Source organism: Rhizobium sp. YAF28 (assembly GCF_052113285.1).
GTDB lineage: Bacteria > Pseudomonadota > Alphaproteobacteria > Rhizobiales > Rhizobiaceae > Rhizobium.
This window is the reverse complement of record NZ_JBFRCX010000009.1, coordinates 175830-193058: the sequence shown is the minus strand read 5'-3', so window position 1 is coordinate 193058 and position 17229 is coordinate 175830. Positions and strand designations below refer to the sequence as shown.

At 60.5% G+C, this 17229-nt stretch carries 17 protein-coding genes; 9 read left to right on the top strand and 8 right to left on the bottom strand.

The genetic code is table 11. The features are described from left to right. Nucleotides 1-2: 2 nt before the first annotated feature. The 5 genes from AB4Z13_RS21440 to AB4Z13_RS21420 all read right to left on the bottom strand — a co-directional run bounded on the left by AB4Z13_RS21440 (nucleotide 3) and on the right by AB4Z13_RS21420 (nucleotide 5562). Nucleotides 3-1019 (bottom strand): ABC transporter ATP-binding protein, encoded by a 1017-nt coding sequence (locus AB4Z13_RS21440; protein WP_442206764.1) that lies wholly within the window; start codon nucleotides 1017-1019, stop codon nucleotides 3-5. Then, nucleotides 1016-2026 (bottom strand): ABC transporter ATP-binding protein, encoded by a 1011-nt coding sequence (locus tag AB4Z13_RS21435; RefSeq protein ID WP_442206763.1) that lies wholly within the window; start codon nucleotides 2024-2026, stop codon nucleotides 1016-1018. Before AB4Z13_RS21435 ends, AB4Z13_RS21440 begins: the two co-directional genes overlap by 4 nt. After that, entirely contained in the window at nucleotides 2023-2868 is an 846-nt protein-coding gene (locus AB4Z13_RS21430; RefSeq protein ID WP_442206762.1) for an ABC transporter permease, read from the bottom strand. The genes AB4Z13_RS21435 and AB4Z13_RS21430 overlap by 4 nt, the downstream gene beginning before the upstream one ends. Next, nucleotides 2865-3803 carry an ABC transporter permease gene (locus AB4Z13_RS21425; RefSeq protein WP_113320126.1) on the bottom strand — a complete coding sequence of 313 codons (939 nt, stop codon included), beginning with the start codon at nucleotides 3801-3803 and terminating at the stop codon, nucleotides 2865-2867. The genes AB4Z13_RS21430 and AB4Z13_RS21425 overlap by 4 nt, the downstream gene beginning before the upstream one ends. Nucleotides 3804-3984: 181 nt before the next feature. Further along, on the bottom strand, nucleotides 3985-5562 hold the full coding sequence (locus AB4Z13_RS21420; RefSeq protein WP_442206761.1) for an ABC transporter substrate-binding protein: 1578 nt from the start codon (nucleotides 5560-5562) through the stop codon (nucleotides 3985-3987). A 173-nt stretch (nucleotides 5563-5735) separates the two neighbouring features. Here AB4Z13_RS21420 and AB4Z13_RS21415 point away from each other — a divergent pair, with 173 nt between their 5' ends. The 7 genes from AB4Z13_RS21415 to AB4Z13_RS21385 are packed head-to-tail and all read left to right on the top strand — an operon-like array spanning nucleotide 5736 to nucleotide 12329. Next, nucleotides 5736-6701: a GntR family transcriptional regulator gene (locus AB4Z13_RS21415; RefSeq protein WP_113320124.1), complete on the top strand. Its 966-nt coding sequence runs from the start codon at nucleotides 5736-5738 to the stop codon at nucleotides 6699-6701. 59 nt (nucleotides 6702-6760) lie between these two features. Then, on the top strand, nucleotides 6761-7462 hold the full coding sequence (locus AB4Z13_RS21410) for a creatininase family protein (RefSeq protein WP_442206760.1): 702 nt from the start codon (nucleotides 6761-6763) through the stop codon (nucleotides 7460-7462). Then, complete coding sequence (locus tag AB4Z13_RS21405) at nucleotides 7459-8475, top strand: ketopantoate reductase family protein (protein WP_442206759.1); 1017 nt, start codon at nucleotides 7459-7461, stop codon at nucleotides 8473-8475. Before AB4Z13_RS21410 ends, AB4Z13_RS21405 begins: the two co-directional genes overlap by 4 nt. Further along, nucleotides 8472-9218, top strand: coding sequence for an SDR family oxidoreductase (locus AB4Z13_RS21400; RefSeq protein ID WP_113320121.1), 747 nt, complete (start codon nucleotides 8472-8474; stop codon nucleotides 9216-9218). Before AB4Z13_RS21405 ends, AB4Z13_RS21400 begins: the two co-directional genes overlap by 4 nt. After that, complete coding sequence (locus AB4Z13_RS21395) at nucleotides 9215-10588, top strand: dipeptidase (protein WP_113320120.1); 1374 nt, start codon at nucleotides 9215-9217, stop codon at nucleotides 10586-10588. The genes AB4Z13_RS21400 and AB4Z13_RS21395 overlap by 4 nt, the downstream gene beginning before the upstream one ends. A gap of 52 nt (nucleotides 10589-10640) precedes the next feature. After that, a complete protein-coding gene (locus tag AB4Z13_RS21390) occupies nucleotides 10641-11558 on the top strand; it encodes a succinylglutamate desuccinylase/aspartoacylase family protein (RefSeq protein WP_442206758.1) in 918 nt (305 codons plus the stop codon). Nucleotides 11559-11594: 36 nt separating this feature from the next. Further along, nucleotides 11595-12329: a transporter substrate-binding domain-containing protein gene (locus tag AB4Z13_RS21385; protein WP_442206757.1), complete on the top strand. Its 735-nt coding sequence runs from the start codon at nucleotides 11595-11597 to the stop codon at nucleotides 12327-12329. 14 nt (nucleotides 12330-12343) lie between these two features. Here the strand turns inward: AB4Z13_RS21385 and AB4Z13_RS21380 are convergent, their stop codons facing one another. Further along, nucleotides 12344-13636, bottom strand: a complete 1293-nt coding sequence (locus AB4Z13_RS21380; RefSeq protein WP_442206756.1) for a DUF763 domain-containing protein — start codon at nucleotides 13634-13636, stop codon at nucleotides 12344-12346. Nucleotides 13637-13855: 219 nt separating this feature from the next. Here AB4Z13_RS21380 and AB4Z13_RS21375 point away from each other — a divergent pair, with 219 nt between their 5' ends. Both AB4Z13_RS21375 and AB4Z13_RS21370 read left to right on the top strand, forming a co-directional pair. Next, nucleotides 13856-14437: a BA14K family protein gene (locus AB4Z13_RS21375; protein WP_162747900.1), complete on the top strand. Its 582-nt coding sequence runs from the start codon at nucleotides 13856-13858 to the stop codon at nucleotides 14435-14437. Nucleotides 14438-14626: 189 nt separating this feature from the next. Continuing rightward, nucleotides 14627-15169 carry a hypothetical protein gene (locus AB4Z13_RS21370; RefSeq protein WP_442206847.1) on the top strand — a complete coding sequence of 181 codons (543 nt, stop codon included), beginning with the start codon at nucleotides 14627-14629 and terminating at the stop codon, nucleotides 15167-15169. On the opposite strand, the gene AB4Z13_RS21365 is transcribed toward AB4Z13_RS21370, so the two are convergent. Together AB4Z13_RS21365 and AB4Z13_RS21360 are read right to left on the bottom strand one after the other, a co-directional pair. Further along, nucleotides 15166-15789 (bottom strand): response regulator, encoded by a 624-nt coding sequence (locus AB4Z13_RS21365; RefSeq protein WP_113320115.1) that lies wholly within the window; start codon nucleotides 15787-15789, stop codon nucleotides 15166-15168. The two genes, AB4Z13_RS21370 and AB4Z13_RS21365, sit on opposite strands and share 4 nt — an antisense overlap. A 1-nt stretch (nucleotide 15790) precedes the next feature. Beyond that, nucleotides 15791-17179 carry a sensor histidine kinase gene (locus tag AB4Z13_RS21360; RefSeq protein WP_113320114.1) on the bottom strand — a complete coding sequence of 463 codons (1389 nt, stop codon included), beginning with the start codon at nucleotides 17177-17179 and terminating at the stop codon, nucleotides 15791-15793. Nucleotides 17180-17229: the final 50 nt, after the last annotated feature.

The window sequence follows — 17229 nt, the reverse complement described above, 5'->3', positions numbered from 1 at the left end:
GGTTATATATCCTGTTGGAGCGCAGGTGCCCCGAAGTCTTCACGGTGGCAGGCAGCAAGTTGGCCGTGGCCACGTGGCGTCAGGAGTGGTCGCTCGACCTTGCAGCGGTCGAAGGCATGCGGGCAGCGGCTTGCGAAGGCGCACCCGGGCGGCACCTCAAGCGGGCTCGGCAGTTCGCCGCGGGCGGCAACCGTGCGGCTGCGGCGTGAGGGATCGAGTTCGGGTGCGGCATCGAGCAGGGCCTTGGAGTAAGGGTGGCGCGGGGCGGTGAAGAGGCGTTCCGAGGTGCTCACCTCTGCCACCTGGCCGAGATACATGACGGCCACCCGATGCGAGATGTGGCGCACGAGGCGTAGATCATGGGCGACAAAAATGACGGTGAGGTGCAATTGCTCCTGCAGTTGCAGAAGCAGATTGACGACCTGCGCCTGCACCGAGACGTCGAGCGCCGAAACCAGTTCGTCGGCGACGATAACGTCGGGCTCGACGGCGAGTGCTCTTGCAATACCGATGCGCTGGCGCTGGCCACCGGAAAACTCATGTGGATAGCGTGCGACCGCGTCCTGTGGTAGGCGCACCAGTTCCAGGAGTTCGGCGATGCGATCCTCGATCTGGGGCTTTGGCCGCATCTTGTGAACGGAAAGCGCTTCGCCGAGGATCTGCGAGACGGTCATGCGCGGGTTGAGCGAGCCGTAGGGATCCTGGAAGATCATCTGGACGCGCCGGTTGAAGGCGCGACGTTCGCCGCCGCGGAGCGTGCCGATATCTTTGCCCTCGAAGCGGATCGCTCCGCCATCCGGCTCGTGCAGGCGCACCAGACAGCGCGCCAGCGTCGATTTTCCACAGCCGGATTCGCCGACGATCCCGAGTGTTTCGCCGCGGTGGATCTGCAGCGAGACGTCGCGTAGCGCATGGACTGCGAGCGAAGGCTTTCCCTGGAGTCTGCGCGTCAGGGAATAAGGGCCAGCAAAACGCTTCGAGATGCCGTCGATCGAAAGAATGGGAAGGTTCGCGTTCAAATGATCGCCTCCGCCGCAGCCACGAGCTCATGGTGGAAACAGGCAACCATACGCTCCCCAGAGGCGACGACGGCCTCCAACGGCGGCCGTTCTCTCAGACAGTGTTCGGTTGCAAACTTGCAGCGCGGATGGAAGGCGCATCCATCCGGCAGATTGGTGAGGCTTGGCGGTGTGCCCTCGATCGATTGCAGCACCGTGCGGGAAGCGCCCGAGCGGGGCACCGAGCCCAGCAGGCCGCGGGTATAGGGGTGGAGCGGCTTGCTGAAGACGTCGACGACTGTTCCGGTCTCGACGATACGGCCCGCATACATGACCGCCATGCGGTCGCAAGTCGCGGCGACGACGCCGAGGTCGTGGGTGACGAGCACGACGCTCATGGAGAGCCGGTCGCGCAGGTCGAGCAGCAGTTTCAGGATCTGGTCCTGGATGGTGACGTCGAGCGCCGTCGTCGGCTCGTCGGCCAAGAGGAGCTTTGGCGAACAGGCGAGCGCGATGGCGATCATGGCACGCTGGCGCATGCCCCCCGAAAACTGATGCGGATACTCCAGCAGGCGCCGCTCGGCGGCGGGTATGCCGACGATGTTCATCAGTTCCAGCGCGCGCGCTTTGCGCTCCCTGGCATTCAGCGTCATGTGAGCGGCGAGATTCTCCTCGATCTGCATGCCGACCGGCAAGACCGGGTTCAGTGCCGTCGTCGGCTCCTGGAAGATCATCGCGATCTCGCCGCCGCGAACCTTGCGTAGTTCTTCGGCCGGCATGGCGACGAGATCGCGGCCGCGCCATTCGACACGGCCGCTCACGTGTCCTGGTTGGCGGATCAGTCTCATGATGGAGCGCAGCGTGACGCTCTTGCCCGAGCCGGATTCGCCGACGAGCCCGACGACTTCGCCCGGCGCCACGTCGAAATCGACATCGGCGGCGGCAATCGCCTGTCCGCGCGGCGTGTCGAAAGTCGTCGTCAGGCCGCGCACGACCAGCCCGCCATTCTCGTTCGGCATGCCCATCATCGTCTGACCCTCAACAGTTCGGCGACACCATCACCCGCCAGGCTGAAACCGAGGCCGGTCAGCACGATCGCGACACCCGGAAAGACCGAAATCCACCAGGCGGTATTCATGAAATTTTTGCCGTCGGCGATCTGCACACCCCATTCGGCGGCCGGCGGCTGGGCGCCGAGACCGAGATAGCCGAGGCTGGAGCCAAGAAGGATGGCAAGCGCCATATCGGTCATCCAGTAGACGATCGCAGGCGTGATCGCATTCGGTAGCAGGTGGCGGAAGACGATGCGCAGCGGCGCATAGCCCATCACCCTGCCGGCATCGGCATAGTCGAGCCGCTTCTGCACCTTGATTTCGGCTGCGATCAGCCGCGCATAGAAGACCCAGCCGACCACGCCGACGGCGACATACATGTTGCCGAGACCAGGTCCAAGCACGGAGACGATGGCGATGACCAGCACCAGAAAGGGGAAGGTGATCGTCGCATCGACGATGCGGCCGAAAATCGACTCCCAGATGCCGCCGGCATAACCCACGAAAGCGCCCACGATCGTGCCGAAGATGAAGGGGCCGACTGTTGCAAAGACGGCGATCTGCATGTCTATCGTATAGGCGTGGATGACGCGCGAGAGCACATCGCGGCCGAAACTGTCGGTGCCGAAAGGATGCGCCCGGCTCGGCGGTTTCAAGAGCGCGTTATAGTCGAATGTCGTCGGATCATAGGGCGCAAAGAGCGACGGCCAGATCGCAACGATCAGGCTGAGGCCGAGGATGATGCCGCCCGAAATCAGCGAGCGCGGCATGCGCAAGCGCGACGCAATGCGGGCAGGCTTGGCGGCGTGACCGGTCATCGGGCAATCCTCGGGTCGAGCCAGGCCTGGACGATATCGGTGACCAGGAAGGTCAGCGAGACGAGGATCGCCAGTGCGATGGTGAGGCCCTGGAGGACCGGATAATCGCGGCCGTAGATGCTTTCGATCAACAGGCGACCGGCGCCTGGAACGGCAAAGACCGTTTCGGTGATGACGGCGCCGCCAAATAGCGTGCCCGTCTGCAGGCCGAACAGTGTCACGGTGGAGATCAGCGCGTTGCGCAGTATATGGCGTATTAGGATGACGCGCGAGCGCAGGCCCTTGGCGGTGGCGAAATCGACATATTCGGCGTTCATGACGCCGATGATGGAGGAGCGCAGATTGCGCATCAGCACGGCGGCAAAACTCAGCGCGAGCGTTAACGCCGGCAGGAAGAGATGGTAGATGCGATCGCCGAACGTATCGCCATAGCCGCCGACCGGGAAGATCTTCAGTTGCGCGGAAAAGACGGTCAGGAGCACGATACCGACATAGAAGACCGGCATCGACAGGCCGACCTGAAAGGTGCCGCGGATGATGCTGTCGGGAAGCCGTTCGCGTTTCAGCGCGGCGACGAAGGCGAGCGGTACGGCAAGAACGAGGGCGATCAGGGCGGACATGACCGTCAGCATGAGGGTTACCGGAAGGCGCTGAAGGATCAGCGACATGACGGATACTTTCAGGCCGATAGAGTTGCCGAGGTCACCGGTCAGGATGCGCTCGACATAATAGAGGAACTGCGCGGGCACGGGCTGGTCGAGCCCGAGTTGCCTGTTGATGCGCTCAACGTCGGCATCGATGGCGCGGTCGCCGAGCATGGCACTGGCGGGATCGCCCGGCAGCAGACGCACGAGGACGAAAGTGACGATGAGAATGAAGATCACCGTCGGGATCATCTGAAGCATACGGCGAATTATGAAACTGAAAAGAGGCAATAGCCGCTCCGGGTCTTCCTCCAGAGCGCAGTGCGTCCATTCGGATGCACTAAGGACGCTCTAACTCTTTGAATCTGGGCATCAGGCTTTCCGAAAAGCGGTCACGATTTTCGGACCGATGCCTTAGTCGAAAAAGGCCGCAGGCCCCAAGTGAGGCCCGCGCAACAGGCTGGGTCAGGGGTTACTTGTCTTTCCAGGTCTTGGCGAAGATGTTGTTGCCAAGCGGGATTTGCAGGAAGCCATGGACCTTCTTGCTGAGCGCAACCGGATAGGGCGTCTCATAGAGAGGCACGATCGGCCCCTGGTCGTTATAGATTTCCTGCATCTTCGCATATTGCTCGGCACGCTTCTTCGGATCCATTTCCTTTTGGGAGTCTTCGAAGAGCTTGTCGGCCTCGTCGCTCTTCCAGCCGGTGTGCAGCGCGTCGATCGTCTTGGAATAGACGAAGTAGGAGGTGATTTCGTTCGGATCGGCGATGTCATCCGTCCAGGCGGCATTGCGCATCACGAAGGTGCCGTCGCGATATTGCTGAGTGCGGGTCGGGTTGTCGACCTGCTGCAGTTCCAGCTTGATGCCGATCTGTCCCCACATCTGCTGCAGCGCAGTCGAGATGCCGATTTCGTCCTGATTGCCCGCCAGCACGAGGATGCTGGTCGAGAAGCCGCTTTCGAAGCCAGCTTCCTTCATCAGGCTCTTCGCCTTTTCGAGGTCGTAAGGATAGAGCGGCTTGTCGCCGACGTGTAGCGGTGTCGCCGTCGACATATAGGAAGTCTGCGGCGTGCCGACGCCATGGGTGACGATCTGGATGATCGCGTCCTTGTTGACGGCATAGTTCATCGCCTGGCGAACCTTGGCGTTGGACAGAGGATTGTCCTTGCCGCCGAGCTGCGGACGTACGTTGAGCGTAATGTATTCGACACGGGTTGAGGGGAAGAGTTCCATGTCGAGATTGCCGGACGACTTCAGTTCGTCGACGCGGGCGTAGGGAATGAATTCCGCACCGTCGATTTCGCCTGATGTCAGTTTCAGGATGCGAGTCGCATCGTCAGGGATCAGCTCGAAATCGATGCCGTCGAGATAGGGCAGCGGTTTGCCGTCCTCGCCCTTGCCCCAGTAATATTCGTTGCGCGCCAGCTTCATGCTGGAGCCGCGATCCCAGGATTTCAGCACGAAAGGACCGGAGCCGACAGGATGCTCGCCGAAGGCCTTGGCCTTTTCCTCGTCGGTCGCGCCCGGCGAAGCCTCGAAAGCCTTCTCCGGCATGATGCCGGTGTTGAAGACGGTCAGTGCGGCGAGGATGGCCGGATCCGGATGCTTGAGCTTGATGATGACGGTCTTGTCGCCCTCGGTCGTAACGTCATCGATGGACTCGATCATGAAGCCCCAGATGCCGTTGTCCTTCTTGGCAGCGCGCTTCAGCGACCAGGCGACGTCGGCAGGCGTGATCGGCGAACCGTCGGAGAACTTGATGCCGTCACGCAGGGTCAACGTGACGCTCGTGCCGTCATCGGTGAGCTTATAATCGCTGGCTAGGCCCGGCTGTACACCCTTGCCATCGTCGGTCGGCAGGAGCAGAGTGTCGTAAAGGTTGGACAGGATCCAGATATCGACATTGGCGTCGTTCAGGACCGGATCCAGGAAAAGGCTGTCGGCGTAGCGGCCATAGGTCAGCGTGCCGCCCCGCTCCAGGGCGAATGCTGAAACACTGGTTCCGAGTAAAACTGCAGCGGCCACGGCCGCACGAGCGATCGTTCTCACATCATTCCCCTTTTATGGATATTAACTGTTCTTATTGGTTATAACGATTTCACGCAGCAAAAAGCCTGTCAACTGGTTTTCGTATGATCCCATCAAGACACTTGGCTTGTCTGGGCGCCTATTTCACGATAACTGTTATAATGTTCTATAACAGATAGCGTCGAACGGGTCTCATGGATTTTTTCGTCGACCGGGAACTGCCCGTGCCTTTACGCACGCAGCTTCACGGCCTAATTGAATATGGCATTGCCTGCGGTGAACTTCTTCCGGGGGAAGCGCTCCCTTCGGTTCGGGAACTCGCCGAGAAGGTGGGCGTTGCCCCGATGACCGTCAGTCAGGTCTATGCCGACCTGAAGGCGGCAGGCCTCATCGACACGCGCCCAGGCTCCGGCACATTCGTCGGCGACAGCCATCAGGCGCGGCTTGCAGCACGAGCGGACGCAACCGAACTGCATCGCCAGATCGATCACCTTATCGATGAAAGTCGGAGGCTCGGCATTCGCTCGTCGGACCTGGTCTCACTCGTCAATGCCCGGGCCTTTTACCGAGACAGCATCGGTCCACGGCTGCGCATCGTCATGATCGGCATCTTTCGGGATGCGACGGCGAGCTACGCCCGGTTCATCGCTGCCCGCCTTGGCCGTGATGTGACGGTTGAACCGTTGACGGTCTCCTCGATCGAGCGCAATCCGGCCGCGATGGCACGCGCCAACTCTGCCGATCTCGCCATCACCTTTGCCAACCGGCACCGCGAGGTCGCAACCCTCGTGCCGAACACCAAAGTGGTTACGATCAGCTTCACACCGTCGGAAGAGACGCGCCGGGCGCTTGCATCGCTCGATTCACTGGCTTCGATCGCCGTCGTCTCGCGCTTTCCGGATTTCCTACCGATCATGAAGAGCGGCGTGCAGCGTTTTGCGCCGCATGTCAGCGAAATCACCGCCACGACGCTCGAGGCGGCGGGGCTGGAGACGCTCCTCGCCAGTGTCTCCGTCGTGATCTACGCTTCGGGAGCCGAAAGCGTGACCGATCTTCTTCCTGAAGGCACGCAGGCAATCGAATACCGTCATGCACCTGATACAGCCGACATTGAAAGAGTGATCGTCCCGATCATTCGTGCTGCCGGCATCCCTTCATAGGAAGACGACACATCCAAACGAGACGCTATCGACGCAAAAATCTAGGAAAGGCAGACGAGATGAGAGTATCCGAGTCAAACTGGCAGCAAATCGAAACCTATCTGAAAACCGATGACCGGGCGATCCTGCCGCTCGGCAGTACAGAGCAGCATGCCGGCCTGTCGCTCTCGGTCGACTCCATCCTGTCGGAAAAAGTGGCTGCCGATGCCGCGGCATCCCTCGGCATTCCGGTCTTTCCGGTCGTGGCCTATGGGATCACGCCTTACTTCCTTTCCTTTCCCGGCACGATCAGCATCCGCCAGCAGACCTATATCAGCCTGGTCCGCGACATTCTCGATGGCTTGAGGCGACAGGGCTTTCGCCGGATCCTCATCGTCAACGGCCATGGCGGCAACCAGCCTGCCGGCAGCATGGCGATCGAATGGATGGCCGATAATCCGGATACGGCGGTGAAGTTCCACAATTGGTGGAACGCGCCGAAGACCTTCGCCAAGGTGCAGGAGATCGACACCGTCGCCTCGCACGCCTCCTGGATGGAGAATTTCCCCTGGACCCGTCTTGAAGGCGTCAAGCAGCCGACGCAGCAGAAGCCGATGATCGATCTTGCCCGCATGCGGGTCATGTCGCCGGATGCCGTCAAAGCCTATCTCGGTGATGGCAATTTCGGCGGTTACTACGAGCGGCCGGACGAAGAGATGCAGGCGATCTGGGATGTGGCGGTCGAAGAAACCCGTACGCTTCTCGAGGGAGGTTGGGCATGAGCGGACCGATCCTGATCTGGGGTGCCGGCGCGATCGGTGGCACACTCGGCGCCGCCTTCATCCGGGCCGGCAACGAGGTGATCTTCGTTGACAAAGTCAAGGAGCATGTCGATGCCATCAACGAGAAGGGCCTGAAGATCGTCGGACCGATCTTCGAGGATGTTGTCAGGGCGAAGGCCTATCTGCCGGAAGATCTCGAAGGCATCTATGACCGCACCTTCCTCTGCGTGAAGGCGCATCACACCGAAGATGCGGCGCATATGCTCGTCGAACATCTGGCCTCGGATGGTTATGTCGTCTCCGCCCAGAATGGCCTCAATGAGCGTGTTATCTCCCGTATCGTCGGCGAGAACCGGGTGATCGGCTGCTTCGTCAATTTCGGCGCCGACTATCTGGGGCCTGGTGTGGTGCAATATAGCGGTCACGGCGCCGTCGTCATCGGCGAACTCGACGGGCGCTTTACCGACCGTGCCGAAAATATTTACGAACTCATGAAGCAGTTCGAACCGAACGCCCTGATCACCAACAATATATGGGGCTTCCTCTGGGGCAAGCTGATCTATGGCGCATTGCTCTTCGGCACAGCACTGACAAATGACAGCATCGCCGATGTTCTCGATAATCCGGCCGCCCGGCCGGTTTTGCGCAGGCTGGCGCTGGAAGTGGCCACTGTTGCCGCGATCAACAATATCAAACCGGAGGCTTTCGACGGCTTTGATCCGGCTGCCTTCGGTCCGCTCGCGACGCCGGAACAGACTAACAAATCCTTTGACGACATGTCCGTCCACAATCGCAAATCGGTAAAATCGCATTCGGGCATCTGGCGGGATCTCGCCGTGCGCAAGCGCAAGACCGAAGTCGATGCGCAGGTACTGCCGGTAGTCGAAATCGGTCAGGAATCGCGCGTTCCAACGCCGCTTGCCGCGCGCGTAATTTCCATGATCCATGAGATCGAGGAGGGCAAACGACCGCTCACGGTCGCCAATATCGAAGAGCTTGCGAGGGTGGCATGAATATCTCCTTTGATGGAAAGGTGGTCGTCGTCACCGGTGCTGCCCACGGTTTCGGCCGGACGATCGCGCAGGGTTTTGCCGACCGCGGCGCGCGGGTTCACGCCTGCGATGTCAATGCGGCGGGACTGGAGGAAACCGTAAAACTCTGCGGTGAAAAGACCACGGTGCATGTGCTCGACGTCGGCAACCGCACCGACGTGCAGGCGCTGGTGCCGACCTTCGGCGAGGTCGATATCCTCGTCAATAATGCCGGCGGCGTGCGTGGCCAGGTCGGACGGCCGATCGAGGAGATTTCCGAAAGTGACTGGCAGACGATCTTCGATGTCAATCTTTCGGGCGCCTTCTTCATGGCGCAGGCGGTGGCGCCAACCATGAAAAGCCGCAAGGCCGGCCGCATCATCAACATTTCGAGCGGCGCGGGCCTCGGCATTTCGCTGACGGGCATCCAGGCCTATGCCAGCGCCAAGGCCGGTCAGATCGGCCTGACGCGTCAACTCGCCCATGAACTCGGCCCTTGGGGCATCACCGTCAACAATGTGGCCCCCGGCTTCGTGCGGTCCAACCCGACCACCGAGCGTCAATGGGATGCAATGGGCGAGGAAGGCCAGGCTCGGCTTCTGCAGAATATCGCGCTGAAGCGCCTAGGTCTGCCGGAAGATATCGCGGCGATGGTGATGTTCTTCGCCTCCGATTATGCCGGCTGGATATCCGGTCAGGTCATCAGTGTGGACGGCGGCAGATGAGCGTCGAGACCTATCTGGAAGAGAACTATCCGGCCGCACTTGACGATCTCAAGGCCTTCTGCCGCATTCCAAGCGTCAGCACTGATCCGGCCTTTGCCGATGGTATTCGTCAGGCCGCGGCGTTCGTGGCGGATCGCCTGCGCAAGGCAGGTTTCTCTGCCGTCGAGATTCTCGAGACCGGCGGCCATCCGGCCGTCTATGGGGAGTTCCTCTCCAATCCCGATCTGCCGACCTATCTCGTCTACGGCCATTACGACGTGCAGCCGCCCGATCCGCTCGAAAAGTGGAAAACGCCGCCTTTCGAACCGGATGAGCGGGATGACAGGCTCTATGCCCGTGGCGTCTCCGACGACAAGGGACCGCTGCTGATCCCGATCACCGTCGCCGAGGCATTCATGCGCGTCGAGGGCCGGTTGCCGGTCAATCTGAAGGTGCTGATCGAAGGTGAGGAGGAATCCGGCAGTCCGCATTTTGCGCTGACGCTAGAAAAATACCGCGACAAGCTTTGCTGCGATCTTGTGCTTTCGGCCGATGGCGCCATGTGGCGCCCGGACAAGCCGTCGATAACAGTGGCAAGCCGCGGGCTGGTGGCCCTCGATGTCACGATCATCGGTGCTATGAAAGACCTGCATTCCGGCCGCCACGGCGGCAGCGCACCGAACCCGATTGCAGCCCTTGCGGGCCTGCTCGCGACCATGCATGGGCCGGATGGCCGCGTCAGCGTCGAGGGTTTTCTCGACGGCGCCACACCGCCCGATCCGAAGATCATCATGGCGATAGAGGCATCGAAATTCGACAGCGCAGCCTACTATCGGCAGATCGGCGTTGCCGGCGGCGATCCGATCGATAACGGCCGCGAGTTGCTGATCCGCCAATGGCTAGAGCCGACGCTTGAATTCAACGGCATCTCTGGCGGCTACCAAGGTAAAGGTACCAAGACAGTCATTCCGAATACGGCAAGCGTGAAGATCACGTGCCGCCTTGTTGCCGGGCAAAAGCCGGATGCCGTGATCGCCGCCATTATCTGCCATCTGCAAGAGCGCCTGCCGAAGGGCTTCCTCCTCGAGACCCATCGTCACGGGCCGGGCAGCGAGGCCGATTTCGTCGATCCGGGCCTGCCCGCGCTGAAGATTTCGGAAGAGGTTCTTGGCGAATTGCTCGGTGCGAAGCCATTGCGCGTCGCCATGGGGGCGACCATCCCGATCGGCAGCGCCTTTCGTCAATATCTCGGCAGCCCTTCGATCTTTTTCTCCTTTTCTACGGCGGACGAGGATTACCATGCCCCGAATGAATTCCTGCGGCTCGCTAATTTCAAGCTGGGCATGCGGGCCTGGACGATGTTGCTAAGGCGGCTTGCCGCCTCGGCCTGAATGAAGCCAAGACGAGGCGAACGCCGACAACGTTTTGACAGAGGATTTTTCGATGACATCCTTGCCTGCCCTGCGCACCGGAAAGCCCCGGTCGGAATTCGGCCATGTCCGCCCAACAAAGGAGCTCGAAATCCCCTTTGCGATCATCGAAGGGGCGGAAGAGGGGCCTTGCCTGCTCGTCACGGCCGGCGTTCATGGTTCTGAATTCTGCTCGATCGAGGCAACCGTTCGGCTGATGAAGACGAAGCCGGAGGAGATCAAGGGCACGCTCATCGTCCTGCCGATCCTGAATGTCGAGGCCTTCTATAGGCGCAAGATCTATATCATGCCGCAGGACGGCAAGAACCTGAACCGCATGTTTCCCGGCAAGCCCGATGGAACGACCAGCGAGCAACTGGCGCATTGGCTGGTGACCGAGGTGTTCCCGAAAGCCGATGCCTATATCGATTGTCATGGCGGTGACCTGAACGAAGGCCTGGCGCCGTTCACGATCTTCCCGTCAGGCTGCGAAAAATCAAAGGCCCTTGCGGCTGCCTTTGGCATCAGGGTTGCCGTTGCGGCCGGCGGCTCCGGCTATTCGGTTGATGCCTCCCACAAGCTCGGCATTCCGAGCATCCTGCCTGAGGCCAGTGGCAACGGCCTTTGGGGCGAGGCGACCGTAACGCAGATGACGGATGGTGTCCGTCGTGTCATGCAGCATATCGGCATGCTGCCCGGAGAAGCACCAATAACCGCGCTCGACGTCGTGACTATGTGGGTGCCGACGGCACTGGTAACGGGCCTCTGGTATCCGCAGAAGGATCTCGGTGATCGCGTGGCAGTGGGCGAATTGCTGGGAGAGATCAAAACCGTCTTCGGCGAGACGCTGGCGAGCATCCATTCCGAAAAGGCGGGTTTCATCCTCTATCGCCTGACAAGCCTCTCGGTGAATGAGAAGGAAGCCCTGCTTGGTGTCGGCACGCCGGCCTGAGCAACTCTCAAGAGAACTCTCGATATGCATTTGGAAATGAAAGCCGCAGACACTCTTCGTGAACTTGCACCGACCGGCAGGTTGCGCCTCGGAATTGTCGTGGCGCCTGCGGCTTCGGCCTTCTTCGCCATTTTGGAAAACGGCACCTATCGCGGCGTAACGGTCGATATCGGCCGGGCGCTCGCAGCAGAGCTCGGCCTGGATGTCGAGATCGTCCGTTTCCCCAATTCCGGTGCCTGCACGGATGCTGTGGAAGCGGGCGCCATCGATGTGAGCTTCATGCCCGTCGATGACGAGCGGCGTAAACGCGTGGCCTTTGGTCCGGCCTATTATCTCATCGAGAGCACCTATCTCGTGAGCGCCGCCTCGGGTATCGAGAGCCTGTCCGAAGTCGACCGTGCCAGCGTGCGTGTCGTCGGCATAACCAATACCACGACGATCCGAAGTGCTGACCGCTCATTGATGACGATCCGACCGGAGCCGGTGGAAACGGTTGCCGAAGGCGTCGAAAGGTTGCTGGATGGCCGGGCGGATGTTCTTGCCCTTTCCCGAGATGCTTTCCGTTCGCTCTTGCCGCAATTGCCGGGATCGCGTGTGCTGGAGGGTGGCTTTCAGCGTACGGGCATTGCGATTGCGACCGCAAAAGACAGGCCGGCAGCCCTCGCTTTGCTAACCGATTTCATGGAAGAGGCAAAGGCGAGCGGTCTGGTGCGCAAGGCATTGGATGCTGCCGGCTTCGCTGATGAGCCGGTGGCGCTGCCCGGGGGCTGACCCGCTTCCCGGCTTCAGCGCTTATTCATTCGAGGCCGTCCTGCAGTCTCTAGCGAGATGTCCTCCGGTGGTGGCTCCCAGCCGAAGACGCTGCGGCCGCTAAAGGCGGAGGATTGCCGGAATTCACCGGCGACGATCTCCTTCAGATCAGGGCCGGTGACGTATCGCTCCATCGTCCGTGACTGATCGTCGAGACGACGCAGTGCCTGCAGTTCCTCCTCACGGCCGAGCTTTCCTTTCAAGACCGCCGATTTCATCACATTGATCGTCTCGTCATAGACCTTGAGCGGCACGGGGAAGGGGTGCCTGTCCTTACCGCCATGAGCGATGGAAAAGCGGGCGGGATCGGAGAAGCGGCAGGGCGCGCCATGCACGACTTCGGCAACCAGCGCCAGCGCCTTGACTGTGCGGGCGCCGACGCCGGGCACGAGAAGAAGATCCTCGAAATCGACCGGTCCGCGATCGGCAGCTGCGGCAAGGTTGCCGTGCAGACGCCGCATATTGACGTCGCTTTCGCGCACATCGTGATGGGCGGGCATGATGAGATGCGGCAGCATCAGCTGTTCGGCTGGCTCCGGCGCGGGTGCAGGATCAGCGGCCAGGGCAAGGGCTGCCGCCTCGCGAATAATGCGGTCCGGGCCAAACGCCGCGAGAAGATCGAGCTGATCGTGGCGGGATTTTTCCGCGCGCCGGTCGGCCAGATTGATGATCTCGCCTTGCGAGCGGCCTTCGATGGCCGCATGCGGAGAATTGACGAAGCTTTCCAATCCTTCCGAGAACCAGTGGTAGCGCCGCGCCTGACGTTTGTCGCCATTCATGCCTTGCTGGACGATCACCCAATGGCCGTCATCGGCGACGATGAAGCCGTGGAGATAGAGATCGAAACCATCCTGCACGGCTGCGCTGTCCACCTTGGCGACCAGGCGGCTTGTCTTGGCCAGCCCGGCGCCGTCCAGCCCGGTGCGGTCGCCGATCGCCATCAGCTCGTCCGGCGTCTTGCGCGATTGCGCCCCGCGTCCACCGCAGACATGCAGGCCGAGTTCTTTCGAAAGCGGCTTCAGCCCGCGTTTCAGCGCGCCGAGCACGCTGGTCGTGATGCCGGAGGAATGCCAATCCATGCCCATGACTGCGCCGAAGGACTGGAACCAGAAGGGATGGGCAAGCCGGCGCAGAAACTCGTCACGTCCGTAGTGGTGGACGATAGCCTCGGCAATCAGCGCACCAAGCGTGGTCATGCGGTTGCCCAGCCATGGCGGCACGCGCCCTCCGTGAAGGGGGAGGTCGGCGCTGCCTGCTCTCTGCGACATGCTTCCTCTTTCTGCCCGCAATCTGCTGCGATCGATCGGATCACCCAATAGAACAGCTATTCGTCAAAATCGGGGCGATGGCAATAAATTCCTATCTCCGAGAGTCCTCCCCATTGCACCAGCAAAATAAGCATCAAAAGACGCGATTTTCGACCTGTCCGCGGAACCGAAGCCCGGCGTTCCTAATTTCTATCTGTACCGGGAATGGGAGATCGCGTCATGAAGTCGCTTGCTGCACCATCCATCTGTCTGGCAGTGGTGGGGACCGTTCTGGTTGGCGGTCTCGGAGTTGCGTCCTATGGGTTCCGCGAACCGGAACCCCATCATTTCGCCAATCTCGATGCGCCGCTCTGGACGACGACACCGACACGCGTTGATCCCCAAACACAAGATTACGAGCGCCTTCCGCCCCTCCAGGCCATGGCGGACGACGCTTCGCTTTCAAAGCCTGCCAATCTCGTCGGCATTGCAGCCATCGCGCCGCCTGATGCAGCCGTGGCGGGTGCGATTGAGCAGCCGAAGCAGGAATGGATGGCTGACAGTCATCATCTCAGCCTATGCCAGCAACGCTACCGGTCCTATAATGTGGCTGACAATTCATACCAGCCTTTTGACGGCGGACCCCGCAAGCCCTGCGTAATCGAAGACAGAGAGCTTTCCGTCGGACTACCGGCGGCCGATACAAGCCCCAACCCGCATATATCATGGTGTGCCGCGCGCTATAATTCCTATCGCGCCTTGGACAATACCTATCAGCCGTTCAGCGGGCCAAGACGTCCGTGCGTTTCCCCCGTTATCTGAGCGAAGCCATTTTTTCTTGCCGTGAGAAGGTTGCGTCCCCGAGGGGCGACCGTTGCTTGTGATCCCGGACCAAAGTCCCAGACCGCCTGGCACCTATGTCCGACCGTCTTGCAATTTCGGAACAAGCGGTCAATCTCGTGCTTCCTGCTTTTGAGCAGACACTAGGGAAGAACGACAAGGCAAGTGACGATGGCGATCTCTAAGCGCAATTTCCTGAAGGGCTGCGGCGCGAGTATTCTTGCCGTTGCGCCGTTGAAGGTCGATGTGGCGGGTTCGTTTCCCTCGCTCGCCAGCGAGGTAGCCTTCGCGAAGAACGAAAACGGTAATGGCGGGGGGAATGGAAACGGCAACGGCGGTAATGGCGGAGGGGGTGGAAACGGCAACGGCGGGGGAAATGGAAGCGGCAACGGTGGGGGAAATGGTAATGGCGGGGGGAATGGCAACGGCAATGGCGGGGGGAATGGAAACGGTAATTCGGGCGGCAGCGGCAACAGCGGTGGGAACGGCCGATCCAGCTCGAACGGAGCCGGCAGCACGAACAATGCGCCCTCAACATCTGGAGAACGGGCAACCGAAGATACTGACGGCTCGATCGATGTCCGGCATACGAATGGAATAACCGAAACCCTTCGCGCAGGACGTTACATCATGAAGGACTCGAAAGGCCGCACGATCATCAACAGGCGGGCGACATCGGCTGACAGTACGCGGCTCACGCGCCTCCTGCGCTAGCGTTTTTCACGCCACCGCAAGGCAGCTTCCGTCCTGTTCGTGACGCCGAGCTTTGTCAGGATCTGGGTCATATGATGCTTTACCGTTTTCTCCTGTAGATCGAGACGAAGGCCGATGTGCTTGTTTGAAAGGCCTTGCGCAACGAGATCCATCACCTCTCGTTCCCGAGGGGTAAGCGCGTCCCTGTCCGATGCCTGCCCGCTCAATGAATATTCCATGACTTTGGCTGACATCGCCGGTGAGACGTAGCGGGCTCCCTTGAAAACAGTGCGGATCGCTTCCGCCAGACCGCGGGAACCAACACCCTTGAGAATGTAACCCTTTGCCCCGCGTTGCAGCGCTTCGACGAGCGTATCGACTTCCTCTGAGGCCGTGAGCATGAGGATTTTGGTATCCGGGCTTATGGAGAGGATCTCGTCGATCACCGAGAGCCCGTCCCCGGGCATCGACACATCGAGAAGCAGCACGTCCGGACGGGTATCGGCGGCGATCATTGCGGCATCAGATGTGTTGGCGCCTTCTCCCACGACGACAAAATCGCTGACCTCGGAGAGGCTACGAGTCACCCCCTCGCGAAAAAGGGGATGGTCGTCTACGACGCCGACTTTGATAGACGTCATTCTATTCCTCCACTTCCATAGGCGCGAAGGTCATAATGACAGTCGTTCCGCCTTCACCGGTTTTTATGTCGAATTCACCGCCAAGGCTATCGATTCGCTCTTTGAGCCCCGCAAGGCCGAGGCTCGCCGACCTCACCTGCGTCGGATCAAAACCCTCGCCTCGGTCACTGACTTCGATGCGGACGCCGCCGCCGTGTGATGTTGCCCTGACGGCCTGCTCAACCCCGCCGCCATGGCGATAGGCATTGTTGAGTGCCTCTTGAATGAAGCGGTAGATACAAATCTTGAGAGCGGGGGCAAGCTCCCGATCGTCCTCGTCAATTGTCGTGTCGACGGTGGTGTTGGTCTTCTGCTGGTGGGCCTCGACAACGCGTTTCACGATCTCCGTAGTCGAAGCCTTCTCGATTTGCGGCAGGACCAGCCCCTTGCAGATGTCACGGATCTCCTTCATCGCCTCGGCAAGGCTCGAACGGATCCAGGCGAGTTCCTTCTCGCGCGTCTCCGGCTGGATAGCGGCATCGACCAGCAGGTTGCTGTCGAGACGTAGCGAAGCATAGGCGATGTGCTGGGCGGGGCCGTCATGCAGATCGGCCCCGATGCTGCGCAGATAGGTTTCGTTCAAGGCGGCGGCGCGTCGGGAGGACAATTGAAGCCTGCGTTGCAGACCGCGATTTTCGGCGAGAAGTGCGGAGAGTTCGTCTACTCTGGCCTTTAGCGCTTCGCGCTGGACCTCGATCGTATGGCTGCCGCGAAAGACGAGAATGGAGAGAACGAGGAAGAAGATTGCGGTCAGGCCGGCCACGGCCAGCCAACTCCAGAGCCGTGCCCGTGCGAGGCTGTCTTCCAGCCCTTCGGCCGTCTCATAGAATTCAAGCACGGCCACAGCCTCGCCCGACCAAGGCTGCAAAACAGGATTGTAAATTTCCATGAGCGCCCTGCCGAGACTGCGCTCCTCGGCGCTTTCGGGGTCGCTTGCGACTTCGTAACGTGCGACCAGCGAGCCCGCAAATGCCTGGGCGAGCTTGTCATTGACAGGAAATGTCTTCCCCACAAGTTCCTTTTCATTGGAGTAAAGGATCGTGCCATCGCGGCGCCACAGCTTGAACGACACGAGACGGCGGCCAAGCGCGCCCTGTCCGAGCGTTTCGTCGAGCGCCCTGGCGCTTCCCTCGTCGAGCAGCGATTCCGTCTGCATGTCGGGAAGCAAGGGTGCGACGACGCTATCGACATAGAGCGCTGTTGCAGCCCCGGAATTGTGGATGACGGCATCCTCGATGAGATGGGTGACGATGAGCCCTATGACGAACATTGCGCCAAGGGAAACAAACCCTCCCATGATGAAGAATTGGGAAGCGAGGGAGCGGGCATTCCACCGTATGAGCCAGTTCATTTCCAACCTGATTTGCGACGATCCATGCAAACTATCGCATCGGCTGGACT

Bases quoted from the DNA above. Each gene is read 5' to 3' on its own strand.
- AB4Z13_RS21405 (WP_442206759.1), top strand. From the start codon at position 7,459: ATGAGCGGACCGATCCTGATCTGGGGTGCCGGCGCGATCGGTGGCACA.
- AB4Z13_RS21435 (WP_442206763.1), bottom strand. From the start codon at position 2,026: ATGATGGGCATGCCGAACGAGAATGGCGGGCTGGTCGTGCGCGGCCTG.
- AB4Z13_RS21410 (WP_442206760.1), top strand. From the start codon at position 6,761: ATGAGAGTATCCGAGTCAAACTGGCAGCAAATCGAAACCTATCTGAAA.
- AB4Z13_RS21395 (WP_113320120.1), top strand. From the start codon at position 9,215: ATGAGCGTCGAGACCTATCTGGAAGAGAACTATCCGGCCGCACTTGAC.
- AB4Z13_RS21380 (WP_442206756.1), bottom strand. From the start codon at position 13,636: ATGTCGCAGAGAGCAGGCAGCGCCGACCTCCCCCTTCACGGAGGGCGC.
- AB4Z13_RS21390 (WP_442206758.1), top strand. From the start codon at position 10,641: ATGACATCCTTGCCTGCCCTGCGCACCGGAAAGCCCCGGTCGGAATTC.
- AB4Z13_RS21375 (WP_162747900.1), top strand. From the start codon at position 13,856: ATGAAGTCGCTTGCTGCACCATCCATCTGTCTGGCAGTGGTGGGGACC.
- AB4Z13_RS21415 (WP_113320124.1), top strand. From the start codon at position 5,736: ATGGATTTTTTCGTCGACCGGGAACTGCCCGTGCCTTTACGCACGCAG.
- AB4Z13_RS21370 (WP_442206847.1), top strand. From the start codon at position 14,627: ATGGCGATCTCTAAGCGCAATTTCCTGAAGGGCTGCGGCGCGAGTATT.
- AB4Z13_RS21430 (WP_442206762.1), bottom strand. From the start codon at position 2,868: ATGACCGGTCACGCCGCCAAGCCTGCCCGCATTGCGTCGCGCTTGCGC.
- AB4Z13_RS21360 (WP_113320114.1), bottom strand. From the start codon at position 17,179: ATGAACTGGCTCATACGGTGGAATGCCCGCTCCCTCGCTTCCCAATTC.
- AB4Z13_RS21365 (WP_113320115.1), bottom strand. From the start codon at position 15,789: ATGACGTCTATCAAAGTCGGCGTCGTAGACGACCATCCCCTTTTTCGC.
- AB4Z13_RS21400 (WP_113320121.1), top strand. From the start codon at position 8,472: ATGAATATCTCCTTTGATGGAAAGGTGGTCGTCGTCACCGGTGCTGCC.
- AB4Z13_RS21385 (WP_442206757.1), top strand. From the start codon at position 11,595: ATGAAAGCCGCAGACACTCTTCGTGAACTTGCACCGACCGGCAGGTTG.